Annotated in this window: 11 protein-coding genes; 6 read left to right on the forward strand and 5 right to left on the reverse strand. The window is 63.2% G+C overall.

The window, feature by feature from the left end; translation table 11 throughout:
* Positions 1-179 precede the first annotated feature (179 nt).
* The 4 genes from AB4N80_RS16485 to AB4N80_RS16500 all read left to right on the forward strand — a co-directional run bounded on the left by AB4N80_RS16485 (position 180) and on the right by AB4N80_RS16500 (position 4,873).
* Positions 180-1,316 (forward strand): glycerate kinase family protein, encoded by a 1,137-nt coding sequence (locus AB4N80_RS16485; protein WP_122566283.1) that lies wholly within the window; start codon positions 180-182, stop codon positions 1,314-1,316.
* Positions 1,317-1,461: 145 nt separating this feature from the next.
* Positions 1,462-2,646 carry a pyridoxal phosphate-dependent aminotransferase gene (locus AB4N80_RS16490; protein WP_460077983.1) on the forward strand — a complete coding sequence of 395 codons (1,185 nt, stop codon included), beginning with the start codon at positions 1,462-1,464 and terminating at the stop codon, positions 2,644-2,646.
* A 219-nt stretch (positions 2,647-2,865) separates the two neighbouring features.
* A complete protein-coding gene (locus AB4N80_RS16495; protein WP_460077985.1) occupies positions 2,866-3,567 on the forward strand; it encodes a response regulator in 702 nt (233 codons plus the stop codon).
* A 4-nt stretch (positions 3,568-3,571) separates the two neighbouring features.
* Positions 3,572-4,873, forward strand: coding sequence for an ATP-binding protein (locus AB4N80_RS16500; RefSeq protein ID WP_122566286.1), 1,302 nt, complete (start codon positions 3,572-3,574; stop codon positions 4,871-4,873).
* 75 nt (positions 4,874-4,948) lie between these two features.
* Here AB4N80_RS16500 and AB4N80_RS16505 read toward each other — a convergent pair whose 3' ends face one another.
* Together AB4N80_RS16505 and pncA are read right to left on the reverse strand one after the other, a co-directional pair.
* Positions 4,949-5,590, reverse strand: coding sequence for a DUF1345 domain-containing protein (locus tag AB4N80_RS16505; RefSeq protein ID WP_460077987.1), 642 nt, complete (start codon positions 5,588-5,590; stop codon positions 4,949-4,951).
* 41 nt (positions 5,591-5,631) lie between these two features.
* Positions 5,632-6,285 (reverse strand): bifunctional nicotinamidase/pyrazinamidase, encoded by a 654-nt coding sequence (pncA, locus tag AB4N80_RS16510; RefSeq protein ID WP_460077988.1) that lies wholly within the window; start codon positions 6,283-6,285, stop codon positions 5,632-5,634.
* 704 nt (positions 6,286-6,989) lie between these two features.
* Here pncA and AB4N80_RS16515 point away from each other — a divergent pair.
* Positions 6,990-9,068 carry a putative bifunctional diguanylate cyclase/phosphodiesterase gene (locus AB4N80_RS16515; RefSeq protein ID WP_122566289.1) on the forward strand — a complete coding sequence of 693 codons (2,079 nt, stop codon included), beginning with the start codon at positions 6,990-6,992 and terminating at the stop codon, positions 9,066-9,068.
* 7 nt (positions 9,069-9,075) lie between these two features.
* On the opposite strand, the gene AB4N80_RS16520 is transcribed toward AB4N80_RS16515, so the two are convergent.
* Positions 9,076-10,176, reverse strand: coding sequence for a DNA alkylation repair protein (locus AB4N80_RS16520; protein ID WP_460077990.1), 1,101 nt, complete (start codon positions 10,174-10,176; stop codon positions 9,076-9,078).
* A 199-nt stretch (positions 10,177-10,375) separates the two neighbouring features.
* Between AB4N80_RS16520 and AB4N80_RS16525 the strand changes: the two genes are divergently transcribed.
* Positions 10,376-10,684: an RcnB family protein gene (locus AB4N80_RS16525; RefSeq protein ID WP_122566291.1), complete on the forward strand. Its 309-nt coding sequence runs from the start codon at positions 10,376-10,378 to the stop codon at positions 10,682-10,684.
* Position 10,685: 1 nt separating this feature from the next.
* Here AB4N80_RS16525 and AB4N80_RS16530 read toward each other — a convergent pair whose 3' ends face one another.
* Entirely contained in the window at positions 10,686-11,009 is a 324-nt protein-coding gene (locus AB4N80_RS16530; RefSeq protein WP_063320640.1) for a protealysin inhibitor emfourin, read from the reverse strand.
* On the reverse strand, positions 11,009-12,070 hold the full coding sequence (locus tag AB4N80_RS16535) for a M4 family metallopeptidase (protein ID WP_122566292.1): 1,062 nt from the start codon (positions 12,068-12,070) through the stop codon (positions 11,009-11,011). The genes AB4N80_RS16530 and AB4N80_RS16535 overlap by 1 nt, the downstream gene beginning before the upstream one ends.

Raw genomic sequence — 12,070 nt, forward strand, 5'->3', positions numbered from 1 at the left:
CAATTCTCCTTTGTGGGAGCGAGCCTGCTCGCGATGGGGCATCACTTTCGAGCACAATCCTCTTGCCCACCCGATCTTTGTGAATTTGAACAATAATGCCCAGTGCATTTTGTGCGGCGGACCGGCGTCACGGCTGCGGTCAGCCGGCAGCCTGCTGTGCATCGGAACCGGAGAATAATATGAAAATAATCATCGCCCCCGACTCGTTCAAGGACAGTCTAAGCGCCCAGGGCGTCGCCGATGCCATCGCCCAGGGGCTGGCCGAGGTCTGGCCGGATGCGCAGTTGATCAAGTGCCCAATGGCCGACGGCGGGGAGGGGACGGTGGAGTCGGTGCTGGCCGCCTGCAACGGCCAGTGGCGTCACACCCGGGTTCGCGGGCCCTTGGGTGTCGCCGTCGAGGCGCGCTGGGGCTGGTTGGCCGAGAGCCGCACCGCGATCATCGAAATGGCCGAGGCCAGTGGTTTGCAACTGGTGCCGCCGGGACAACGCGATGCCTGTTCCAGCAGCACCTACGGCACCGGCGAGCTGATTCACGCGGCCCTCGATGCAGGGGCCGTCCGGGTGATCCTGGCGATTGGCGGCAGTGCCACCAACGATGCGGGCGCCGGTGCGATGCAGGCCCTGGGCGTGGCATTACTGGATGACCAGGGCCAAGCCCTTCCTCCCGGCGGCCTGGCCTTGGCGAACCTGGCGCGCATCGACCTGAGCGACCTTGATCCTCGCCTGGCCCACGTCAGTTTCGAGATCGCCGCCGACGTCGACAACCCCCTGTGCGGGCCCCACGGCGCGTCCGTGGTCTTCGGTCCGCAGAAGGGCGCCTCGGCCCAGCAAGTGCAGGAACTGGACCGGGCCCTGGGGTATTTCGCCGAACAGTGCGCCCGAGCGTTGAGCAAGGATGTGCGCGACGAGCCGGGCAGCGGCGCCGCCGGAGGCCTGGGGTTCGCGGCCAAGGCGTTCCTGGGGGCGCAGTTTCGTACCGGCGTGGACGTCGTTGCTCAGTTGACGGGGCTGGCCGAGGCGGTCAGTGGCGCCGACCTGGTGATCACCGGCGAAGGCCGTTTCGACGCCCAGACCCTGCGCGGCAAGACCCCCTTCGGCGTGGCCCGCATCGCCCGCCAGCATGGCGTACCGGTGGTGGTCATTGCCGGCACGCTGGGGGAGGGCTACCAGGCGTTGTATGAACACGGCATCGACGCCGCCTTTGCCCTGGTCAACGGGCCGATGACCTTGCAAGAAGCCTGTGCCGACGCCCCGCGCCTGCTGAGCGAGCGTGCCGGGGACATTGCACGACTTTGGCGGGTGGCGGCGCGGTAAATCCTGTGGGAGCAAGGCTTGCCCGCGATACAAGCGCTGCGGTCCCCCAGGAATCGAGTCGCCAATATCGCGAGCAAGCTTTGCTCCCACACGGTTGAATTTGAGATAGGGTTGAGGCTGGATATCGCGCAATCAGGAGAGATACATGCGCTTCTCAGTCTTGACCCAACGCATCACCGGCGAAGGTGCCGCCGCCTGGCAGATTCACGATCGGGCGCTGGCCATGCGCGAACAGGGCATGGATGTGTTGTTGCTGTCAGTGGGCGACCCGGATTTCAATACGCCGCGCGCCATTGTCGACGCCGCGGTGGGCAGCCTGCGGGCCGGCGACACCCACTATTCGGATATCCGTGGCCTGCACACCTTGCGGGCCAGCATTGCCCGGCGTCATCGCCTGCGTTGCGGCCAGGCGGTGGGGGCCGAACAGGTCGTCGTGCTGCCGGGTGCGCAGTGCGCGGTGTATGCGGTCGCGCAATGCCTGCTCAACCCTGGCGACGAAGTCATCGTCGCCGAGCCGATGTATGTCACCTACGAAGCGGTGTTCGGTGCCTGCGGCGCGAACGTGGTGCCGGTGGCGGTCCGCCCGGAGAACGGTTTTCGGGTCGAACCGGCGGACGTTGCCCGTCTTGTGACCCCCCGTACCCGGGCGATGCTGCTCAACAGCCCGAACAACCCATCTGGCGCCAGCCTGCCGATGTCCACCTGGCAAGCATTGGCGCGGTTGTGCATCGAACATGACCTGTGGCTGATCAGTGACGAGGTCTACAGCGACTTGCTGTACGAAGGCGAACACATCAGTCCGGCCAGTCTGCCGGGCATGGCCGGGCGCACCGCAACGATCAACAGCCTGTCCAAATCCCATGCCATGACCGGTTGGCGCATTGGCTGGGTCATCGGGCCTGACCCCTTGGCCGAGCATCTGGCGAACCTGTCCCTGTGCATGTTGTTCGGCTTACCGGACTTCGTGCAACGGGCCGCCCAAGTCGCGCTGGAGCAGGATTTGCCGGAAGTGGCGCAGATGCATGAAGAATATCGTCAGCGCCGGGACCTGGTCTGCGCCATGCTCGATGACTGCTCGGGCCTCAAGCCGGTGCGGCCCGATGGTGGCATGTTCGTGATGGTCGACGTGCGCCAGACCGGCCTCGACGCCCAGGCTTTTGCCGAGCGACTGCTGGACGGCTACGGCGTGTCGGTGCTGGCCGGCGAGGCGTTTGGGCCCAGTGCGGCGGGGCATATCCGCATCGGGCTGGTGGTCGATCAACTGAAACTGGCGGATGCATGCCAGCGGATCGCCTCGTGTGCGGCGGATTTGCTGCGGGTCCAGGGGTAAAGTTTTGTAGAGGCTGTGTGAAATTGTGTAAGGGTTTTGCTCGTGGATGGGCGAGGGCGTATATCCTTGGCAGCTTGAGATTTTCTGCGCCAGTGAGATCGCCATCGCGAGCAAGCTCGCTCCCACAGTGATTTTGTGTCGTACCGAACATCCCTGTGGGAGCGAGCTTGCTCGCGATGAGGCCCTGCCAGGCGCCACAGCACTTTTCTGGAAACACCCATGCCCAACATCCTCCTGGTCGAAGACGACACCGCACTCTCCGAGCTGATCGCCAGTTACCTGGAACGCAACGGCTATCAGGTCAGCGTGCTCAGCCGTGGCGATCATGTGCGCGAACGGGCGCGCGTCGATCCACCGGACCTGGTGATCCTCGACCTGATGCTGCCGGGGTTGGACGGTTTGCAGGTCTGCCGCTTGCTGCGGGCTGACTCGGCGACCTTGCCGATCCTGATGCTCACCGCCCGGGACGACAGCCACGACCAGGTCCTGGGCCTGGAAATGGGCGCCGACGACTACGTCACCAAACCGTGCGAGCCTCGAGTGTTACTGGCGCGGGTGCGTACCTTGTTGCGCCGCAGCAGCCTCACCGAGCCGCAGACGGCCAAAGATCGCATCCTCATGGGTAACCTGTGCATCGACCTGTCCGAGCGCACCGTGACCTGGCGCGGACAGCCAGTGGAGTTGTCCAGTGGCGAATACAACTTGCTGGTAGTGCTGGCCCGGCATTCCGGTGAAGTGCTGAGCCGCGACCAGATACTGCAACGCCTGCGGGGCATCGAATTCAACGGTACCGACCGTTCGGTGGACGTGGCGATTTCCAAGTTGCGGCGCAAGTTCGACGACAACGCCGACGAAGCCCGCAAGATCAAGACCGTGTGGGGCAAGGGCTATCTGTTCAGTCGTTCCGAGTGGGAATGCTGAGCCAATGTGGAAGCTGCTGATTCGCCTGTACCTGGTTACCATCGTGTCCTACAGCGCGGCGATCTACCTGATGCCGGAACTGGTGGTCCGCCTGTTCCACGAGCGTTTCCTGACCTACAACCTCGATTACTCCCGGGGCCTGCAAACGTTGATGGTCAAGCAGTTCCGCGCCGTGCCCAGCGAACAGTGGCCAGCGCTGGCGGCGCAGATGGACAAGGAATTCGAGCCGCTGCGCATCGAACTGGCCGCTGTCGATGACGAGGGCTTCAGCACCGATGAGCAGGCGCGTCTCAAGCGCGGCGAGAATGTGGTGCGCCTCGGCGACTGGGCATGGCGAACCTTGGCGGCGGCGCCGCTGGACGAGCGCACGGCGGTGAAGATGGTCGTGCCGCCGGACCCGGCCGACGTCAGTTGGTTGTACTGGAGCATCAACGTGTTGATCGGCGCGACGATGCTGGCCTGCCTGTTGCTCTGGTTGCGGCCGCACTGGCGCGATCTGGAACGCCTGCGGCGCACTGCCGAGCGTTTCGGTAAAGGTCACTTGGAGGAACGTACGCACATCGCTTCCAGTTCGAACATCGGTAGCCTGGCCCACGTGTTCGACACGATGGCGGGGGACATCGAGAACCTGCTCAACCAACAACGAGACCTGCTCAACGCCGTGTCCCACGAACTGCGCACGCCCCTGACGCGGCTCGACTTCGGCCTGGCCCTGGCGCTGTCCGATGACTTGCCGGCGCCCAGTCGCGAGCGTCTGCAAGGGCTGGTGGCGCACATTCGCGAGCTGGATGAATTGGTGTTGGAACTGCTCTCCTATAGCCGTTTGCAAAACCCGCAACGCTTGCCCGAACGGGTCGAAGTGGCGCTGGACGAGTTCATCGACAGCATCCTTGGCAGCATCGACGAGGACCTGGCGGCGCCGGACGTGGTGATCGACGTGCTGTTGCATGGAGCGTTGGAGCGTTTCGTACTGGACCCACGCTTGACCGCACGGGCGTTGCAGAACCTGCTGCGCAATGCCATGCGTTATTGCGAAAAGCGCATCCAGGTCGGTGTGCTGGTGGGTGATCAAGGCTGTGAGATCTGGGTCGACGACGACGGCATCGGCATACCCGACAGCGAACGCGAGCGGGTGTTCGAGCCGTTCTACCGTCTGGACCGCAGTCGCGACCGCGCCACGGGCGGCTTCGGCCTCGGCCTGGCCATCAGTCGCCGGGCCCTGGAAGCCCAGGGCGGCACACTGACCGTCGAGGCCTCGCCACTGAGCGGGGCACGCTTCAGGCTGTGGCTGCCCACCCCGCCCTGAGGCTGTTTGCTTGACGCGTGACCCTGTGGCGAGGGAGCTTGCTCCCGCTGGGCCGCGAAGCGGCCCCAATGCTCTTCACCCAAACAACCCCGCCGCAATATTGATCGAAAACCCCAGGATCGCCGTGTTGAACACAAACCCGATCAACGATTGCGCCAATACGATCTTGCGCAATTGCCGCGTGGCCACGCCCAAGTCCGAGGTCTGCACCGCCACGCCGATAGTGAAAGAGAAATACAGGAAATCCCAATAGTTGGGCGTAGTCAGCCCTTCGGCAAACCGCAGCGCCGGCTCCTTGCCCTCCCAGGTGTAATACAACCGCGCGTAGTGAACGCTGAAAATCACCCCGATCAGCAACCATGAGCCGATTACGGTCATTGCCGTGAAACCGTAATGCAACAGCTTGCCGGCGGCTTGCAGGTCGCGGCTGCCGGCCAGCTCGAAGGTGATGGTCGCCAAGCTGGCCAAGGCCGCGATGCAGACCACCAGCAAGACCAGTCCGGCATTTTCATCTTCGATTTCAGCGATGCGCCTCACATCGGGCGCCTTGGCCCGCACGGTCAGCCACGACATCAGTACCAGGTAGGTCCAGACCCCGGCATTCCAGCCGATCAGGATTTTGCTGGTGATCGAATCCACGGGAATCAGGATTCCCACCGCCAGGCCAAGGACCGTGGCGCTGGAAAGACGCGGGTGGGTGCGGGCGAGGAAGGGCATGGCGGCTCACTGTCCGGAAAGGAGATGCCTAGTATGAGCCATCAAGCGAAGGGGCGACCGTCTATTGCGCCGGACTCGATCAATTGCACACCCGCTTCCTGCATCCGCCGGACCGCCGCCTCCAACGAGCCATCCCTGTCAATGCCCCGGCAGGCGTCCAGCACCACAAACGCGTTGAACCCGGCCAACCGGGCATCCAGTGCCGAATACATCACGCAGAAATCCAGGGCCAGGCCCACCAGGTATACGGTGTCGATGCCGCGCTCCTTGAGGTAGCCGGTCAACCCGGTCGGGGTCTGGTGGTCCGCTTCCATGAAGGCTGAATAACTGTCGATGTCCGGGTTGCAGCCTTTGCGAATGATCAGCTTGGCGTGGTCAAGCCTGAGTGCCGGGTGCAGTGCGGCGCCGTGGCTGCCCTGTAGGCAGTGGTCGGGCCAGAGTGTCTGCTCGCCGTAGGGCAATTGGACGGTGCCGAAAGGTTGCTTGCCCGGATGACTGGACGCAAACGAAGCATGCCCGGCCGGGTGCCAGTCCTGCGCGAGGACGACGTGCCTGAATGAATGGCCGAGCTGATTGATCAACGGCACGATCTCATCACCGCCCGGCACGGCCAGTTGACCGCCGGGGATGAAGTCGTTCTGTACATCGATCACCACGAGTGCGGTGCTCAAGGCACGATTGGCTGGAACGCCCATGATTGGAATCCTCCTTGAAGTGGTTCTTCGATGGTAGCTGAACGGCTCTGGGGCAGTGCGCAGGCTGACCCACCGTCATCGCGAGCAGGCTCGCTCCCGCAGGGATTTAGGCTGTGCACAGGATTTGTGTTCACTGAAGATCCAATGTGGGAGCGAGCTTGCTCGCGATGGCGGCGGCATATTCGACACTGAAGCAAGCTGACCCACCGCTATCGCGAGCAAGCTCGCTCCCACAGGGGATTTGGGTCGGGTACAAGTTTTATATTCACAGGAGATCCAATGTGGGAGCGAGCTTGCTCGCGATGGCGGCGGCATATTCAACACTGAAGCAAGCTGACCCACCGCTTTCGCGAGCAAGCTCGCTCCCACAGGGGATTTGGGTCGGGTACAAGTTTTATATTCACAGGAGATCCAATGTGGGAGCGAGCTTGCTCGCGATGGCGGCGGCATATTCAACACTGAAGCAAGCTGACCCACCGCTTTCGCGAGTAAGCTCGCTCCCACAATGGATCTGCGGTGAACAGATGATTGATGCTCTTCACAAAAAATATTCACCCTGCTAGGGGTAGTGTCTTTCGTCGAAAATATTCCAGGTTTGATGGCTTTTTGATATTTGGTTCGTGCGTCCCTGTCAGGATTCAGTACAATCGCCGGCCTCCACCGGGCATGGAAGCAGTCCGGTTCTCCAGTTACGAGAAAAAACCATGCTCATCGGCAGTTACTCCCCCGCCCTTGTTTCGATTTCCTTGTTTGTTGCAGTACTGGCTTCCTACACCGCGCTGGACCTGGCCGGGCGTATCGCGACCGCCCAGGGGCGTGCCGCGCATTTCTGGATGACCGGGGGCGCGCTGGCGATGGGGGTGGGCATCTGGTCCATGCACTTCATCGGCATGCTGGCGTTCACCTTGCCGATAGAGCTTGGCTACGATGTACCGATCACCGCGCTGTCACTGCTGACTGCCATTCTTTCCAGCGGTTTCGCCCTGTGGCTGGTCAGCCAGCCGCGATTGCCGGCGTGGCAACTGGCCTTTGGTGCGCTGATCATGGGCGCCGGGATCAGCGCCATGCATTACACCGGCATGGCCGCGCTGCGGATGCAGCCGGGCATCGATTACGACCCGACGTTCTTCGGGGCTTCCTTGGTGATTGCCGTCGGCGCGTCTGCGGCGGCGCTGTGGATTGCCTTTCGCCTGCGCCAGAACACCCCTCACGTGCGTCTGGCTCGCGCGGGCGCCGCGGTGGTCATGGGCATCGCCATCGTCGGCATGCATTACACCGGCATGGCCGGGGCGCGGTTCAGCGAAGGCAGTTTTTGTGGCTCGCTGGACGGCTTGAGCGGCAAGGGCCTGGATAATCTGGTGTTGATCACCACCCTGGCGGTGCTGGCCATTGCCTTGCTCACCTCGATTCTCGATGCGCGCCTGGAAGCCCGCACCGCCGAGCTGGCCCAGTCCCTGACCCGGGCCAACCGGGAATTGACTCAGTTGGCCCTGCACGACCCCCTCACCGGACTGCCCAATCGTGTGCTGCTGGCCGACCGGATCGACCAGGCCATGCATCGGGTGCAAGAGCAGGGCGGCTGCTTCGCCTTGATGTTTATCGACCTCGATGGTTTCAAGCCGGTCAATGATGCCTTTGGTCACCACATGGGCGACTTGTTGCTGCGGGACGTGGCCCTGCGCCTGCGCGAAGACCTGCGCAGCCAGGACACCCTGGCACGGATCGGCGGTGATGAGTTCGTGCTGCTGGTGCAACTGGCCGAGCCCGACGATGCCCTGCGACTGGCGGCACGCCAGGTCGGCTTGATCGGGCGCACGTTCCGGGTGACGGAGCATGATTTGCAGATATCCGCCAGCGTTGGCATCGCCCTTTACCCCGGCAACGGCCAGAGCGCCGAAGAGCTGCTGATGAACGCCGACGCGGCGATGTACCACGCCAAGGGCGCCGGCAAAAACGGCTACAGTTTTTTTGACGCCTCGATGAACAGCAACGCCCGCAAGCAATTACAGCTGCTGCAAGACTTGCGCTTGGCCGTCGAACAGCGCCAGTTCAGCCTGCATTACCAGCCCAAGTTCGACGCGGCCAATGGTCGTCCGGTCGGGGCCGAGGCCTTGTTGCGCTGGACCCACCCGACCCAGGGCTTGTTGATGCCCGACACGTACATCGACCTGGCAGAAAAGACCGGGTTGATCATCCCCATCGGCGAATGGGTATTGAACGAAGCCTGTCGGCAGATGCGCGAATGGTACGTGCTCGGTTATACCGACTGGCGCATCGCGGTGAACCTCTCGGCCTTGCAGTTCTGCCACGCCGGCTTGGTACAGAGCGTGGCCAAGGCGCTGGAGACGCATAAGCTGCCGGCCAACAGCCTGACCCTGGAAATCACCGAGACCACCGCCATGAGCGATGCGGACGCGAGCATGACAGTGCTGCAGCAGCTCTCGGACATGGGCGTGGACCTGTCCATCGATGACTTTGGCACCGGCTATTCGAGCCTGATGTACCTCAAGCGCCTGCCGGCCAACGAGCTGAAGATCGATCGCGGTTTCGTGCGCGACCTGGAGCACGACAGCGATGATGCGGCGATCGTCTCGGCCATCGTCGCCCTCGGTCAGGCCCTGGGTCTGCGGATCGTCGCCGAAGGCGTGGAGACCGATGTGCAACAGGACTTCCTGACTCAGTTGGGCTGCGATTCGTTGCAGGGTTACCTGCTGGGGCATCCGCTGCCGGCCGAGCGCTTTCTGCAGGAAATTCGCCAGGCGAAAACCGTGGCGATGGCCTGACACACCCTCAGGGGGCGATATCGAACGCCGTGCTCCCCAGCCGCTCGCCGTTGACCAGCAGGTGCACGGCGTGCCGGCCCGCGTAGTGTTTGCGCGTGGTCAGCTCGCGAATGTATTGGGACCGACTGAGGTTGACGCGACCCAGGGCGGGCAGGTCGAAGGTCTTGAGCTTGAAGACCTTGGCCGAGGTGCCGCCCGAGGCTTTCACGTAGTCGATGGCGTAGTCGATCACCAGGCGCTGGCTTTGCTCGAGGGTTGATTGCACCGTGAAGGACAGCGTGACCTGTTCCCCCAAGCGAATCACCGCCGGCGTCACCTGCAAATCCAGCACCTGGACCTGCGCTTTGCCACCGGCGCCGATGACCCCCAGTGCCCTGGGGTTGCCTTGTTTGATCAGGCTACGCAGCGCATGCCGGGCAATCCATGCGGTGTGGCGGTCTTGCAGTGGCCAGCCTTCGATCTGGTCCAGTACCCAATCGGGATGCTGTTTGGTGACGTCGTTGAGGTGGTTGGCCACGGATTTGCGCACATAAAGGCTGTCGTCGGCCTTGAGCGTGTCGAGGATCGCGGCGGCCAGGTCGGGGTTGGCCTGGATCGGCTCCAGGTGAAACGACCACGGCAGGCGCGGTCGACTGCCTTCGCTGGCCAGGCGGCGCACGTGCTCGTTGGCGTCCAGGGCCCAGCCGTGCATGACCTTGAGGGTGCGCTCCAAGTCGTCGCGCAGGAAGTGCCGCACGGCGAACTCCGACGAGCCGAACCGGGTGAAATACTGGAGCGCGTCCAGCGACACGTCGAAGTGATGTCGACCGTAAGACGCCACGTAGTGCGGCAGGAACATGCTGACAAACATGCTGTTCAGGCGGGGGGCCAGGGCACGCAGCACCTCCAGCGACGCTTCATAATCGAAGGGCAGCACCGCGTGCAGGCACTCACTGACCCGGGCCATGCGCTGCATCACCGACAGTTCCGCCAGGCCGTCGTTGGCCATGTGCAAGAACGCCTTGGCGTCGAATGCCGGGTACACCGCACGCATTTCGCCGGCGATGTGCTCCAGGCGGGCGTTGTTGAAGATTTCCTTGAGGGCAGGGGAAGAAGTGGTGGTGCTCATGGTGGGGCCGTCCGGCGAGTGTTGTAGTCCAGGCTTGTCACTATGCCATGCACGACCCGTGGCGAGGGAGCTTGCTCCCGCTCGACAGCTCCTACAGGGGCCACCAGGAACAAGCAGAGGAGAGTTTCCAGGAATTAAGGAATGATTTGCCGCCCGCGAAGTCCCAGTTTCAGTCCCTCGAATAACTGGAGTTTTTTCTATGCGCAAACCCACCCTGATCGCCAGCCTGGTCCTGATTGCCGGCCTCGGAGCCCTCGGGCCTGTTGCGCAAGCGGTCGAGAAAACCGGAGACGCCCTGGAGCATTCGCCGAGCAATGGCCGCAGGCTGGTGGAGAACGACCGGGTACCAGCGGACTACCAGCGTGCGGACCGGGCCATGAAAGACTGGAAACAGAAGAAGCTCGAACAGCCGACAAACGAGCAGCAATGGGTGCATATCGACGACAAGTACCTGCTGATCGAAACCGTGTCCGGCGCGATCGTCAAGATCGTGCCGGCCACGCGTTAGTTCAGAGCACTTCGCCTTTGTCCCACAGGTGAACCAACTCGCCGGGTGCCTGATCCTCGGGCACCTGCAGCACCATCTCGTCGTCCTGGTCGTTGGCGCGATAACGCACCTCGATCTGGAAAAACCGCTGGTCGCCGCGCCCGGGCGTGGAGGAGGTCAGCGGCAGGCAGCCCTCCAAGACCGAACAGATGCGGGTACGCTGGTCGAGGTCGCACTGGGCGAACTCGATTTCCCGTGGCCGGGTCAGTGCATGGATGGCGGCCACGCCGCCCTGGCGCGACAGCCGTACCACGGCCTTGTCGTCGAGGTCTGGAAGGGTTTTCATCAGCTCTCCTGTGTCAGGTCGACGCCGACCTGGGCCCAGCCGTTCTGTACCGCCTGCACTTCCCGCGTGCCGAAGCGCTGGCGGGCGTGCTCGACGGTCAGGCGGGCGAAGGCGCTGAAGGACGCGTCGTTCGCCAGTCTTCGGTCGCACAAGGTTTCATACCAGATCCGGCCGGCTTTTTCCCAGGCAAATCCGCCGAGTGTGGTCGCCACCAGATAAAAGGCCCGGTTGGGGATGCCGGAGTTGATGTGCACGCCGCCGTTGTCTTCCCGGGTAATCACGAATTCGCGCATGTGCGCCGGTTGCGGGTCCTTGCCCAGCAGCGGGTCATCGTAGGCGCTGCCGGGGTTGGACATGCTGCGCAGGCCGTCGCCGTTGATCTTGTCGGTGAGCAGGTCGGCGCCGATCAGCCAGTCGGCCTGGTCGGCGGTCTGTTCGAGCACGAACTGCTTGACCAGCACACCGAACACATCGGAGATGGATTCGTTCAACGCACCGGACTGATTGGCGTAGATCAACCCGGCTTCGCTTTCAGTGACACCATGGGCCAGTTCGTGGGCAACCACGTCGAGGGAGCGGGTGAAGCGCTGGAAAATTTCGCCATCGCCGTCGCCGAACACCATCTGCGCGCCGTTCCAGAAGGCGTTTTCGTAGCCCTGGCCGTAATGCACGCTGCCCACCAGGGCGAAGCCTTTGTTGTCGATGGAGTCACGCCCCAGGACCTTCCAGAAAAAATCATAGGTGGCGCCGAGGGCATCGTAGGCCTCGTCCACGGCCGGGTCGCCACTGGCCCGCTGGCCTTCCAGACGCACCGGCTGGCCGGGCAGTTCCATGCTGTTCTGGGCGTCATGCACGCTGCGTTGCGGATGTCCGGCCTTGCCGGGCTTGGGCAGCGCCGCCGCGACGGGCGGGGCGCTGGGCGGGCCAGGGTTGTGTCGCAGGCTGCGCACGTGGGTCAAGGTGCCGAGGGCGCTGGAGCGTTGCTGTTCGGAGCCGTGGGCGATGATGCGATTGAGGATGTACGGAGGAATGAAACTGTGGTGTGGACGAGAGTCGATCAT

The sequence above is a fragment of the Pseudomonas sp. H3_A02 genome, assembly GCF_054671965.1.

Excerpts from the sequence above, each read along its gene's own strand:
- AB4N80_RS16485 (WP_122566283.1), top strand. The coding sequence starts at position 180 with ATGAAAATAATCATCGCCCCCGACTCGTTCAAGGACAGTCTAAGCGCC.
- AB4N80_RS16530 (WP_063320640.1), bottom strand. The coding sequence starts at position 11,009 with ATGAAAACCCTTCCAGACCTCGACGACAAGGCCGTGGTACGGCTGTCG.
- AB4N80_RS16515 (WP_122566289.1), top strand. The coding sequence starts at position 6,990 with ATGCTCATCGGCAGTTACTCCCCCGCCCTTGTTTCGATTTCCTTGTTT.
- AB4N80_RS16505 (WP_460077987.1), bottom strand. The coding sequence starts at position 5,590 with ATGCCCTTCCTCGCCCGCACCCACCCGCGTCTTTCCAGCGCCACGGTC.
- AB4N80_RS16525 (WP_122566291.1), top strand. The coding sequence starts at position 10,376 with ATGCGCAAACCCACCCTGATCGCCAGCCTGGTCCTGATTGCCGGCCTC.
- AB4N80_RS16535 (WP_122566292.1), bottom strand. The coding sequence starts at position 12,070 with ATGATCGACTCTCGTCCACACCACAGTTTCATTCCTCCGTACATCCTC.
- AB4N80_RS16495 (WP_460077985.1), top strand. The coding sequence starts at position 2,866 with ATGCCCAACATCCTCCTGGTCGAAGACGACACCGCACTCTCCGAGCTG.
- AB4N80_RS16500 (WP_122566286.1), top strand. The coding sequence starts at position 3,572 with ATGTGGAAGCTGCTGATTCGCCTGTACCTGGTTACCATCGTGTCCTAC.
- pncA (WP_460077988.1), bottom strand. The coding sequence starts at position 6,285 with ATGGGCGTTCCAGCCAATCGTGCCTTGAGCACCGCACTCGTGGTGATC.
- AB4N80_RS16520 (WP_460077990.1), bottom strand. The coding sequence starts at position 10,176 with ATGAGCACCACCACTTCTTCCCCTGCCCTCAAGGAAATCTTCAACAAC.
- AB4N80_RS16490 (WP_460077983.1), top strand. The coding sequence starts at position 1,462 with ATGCGCTTCTCAGTCTTGACCCAACGCATCACCGGCGAAGGTGCCGCC.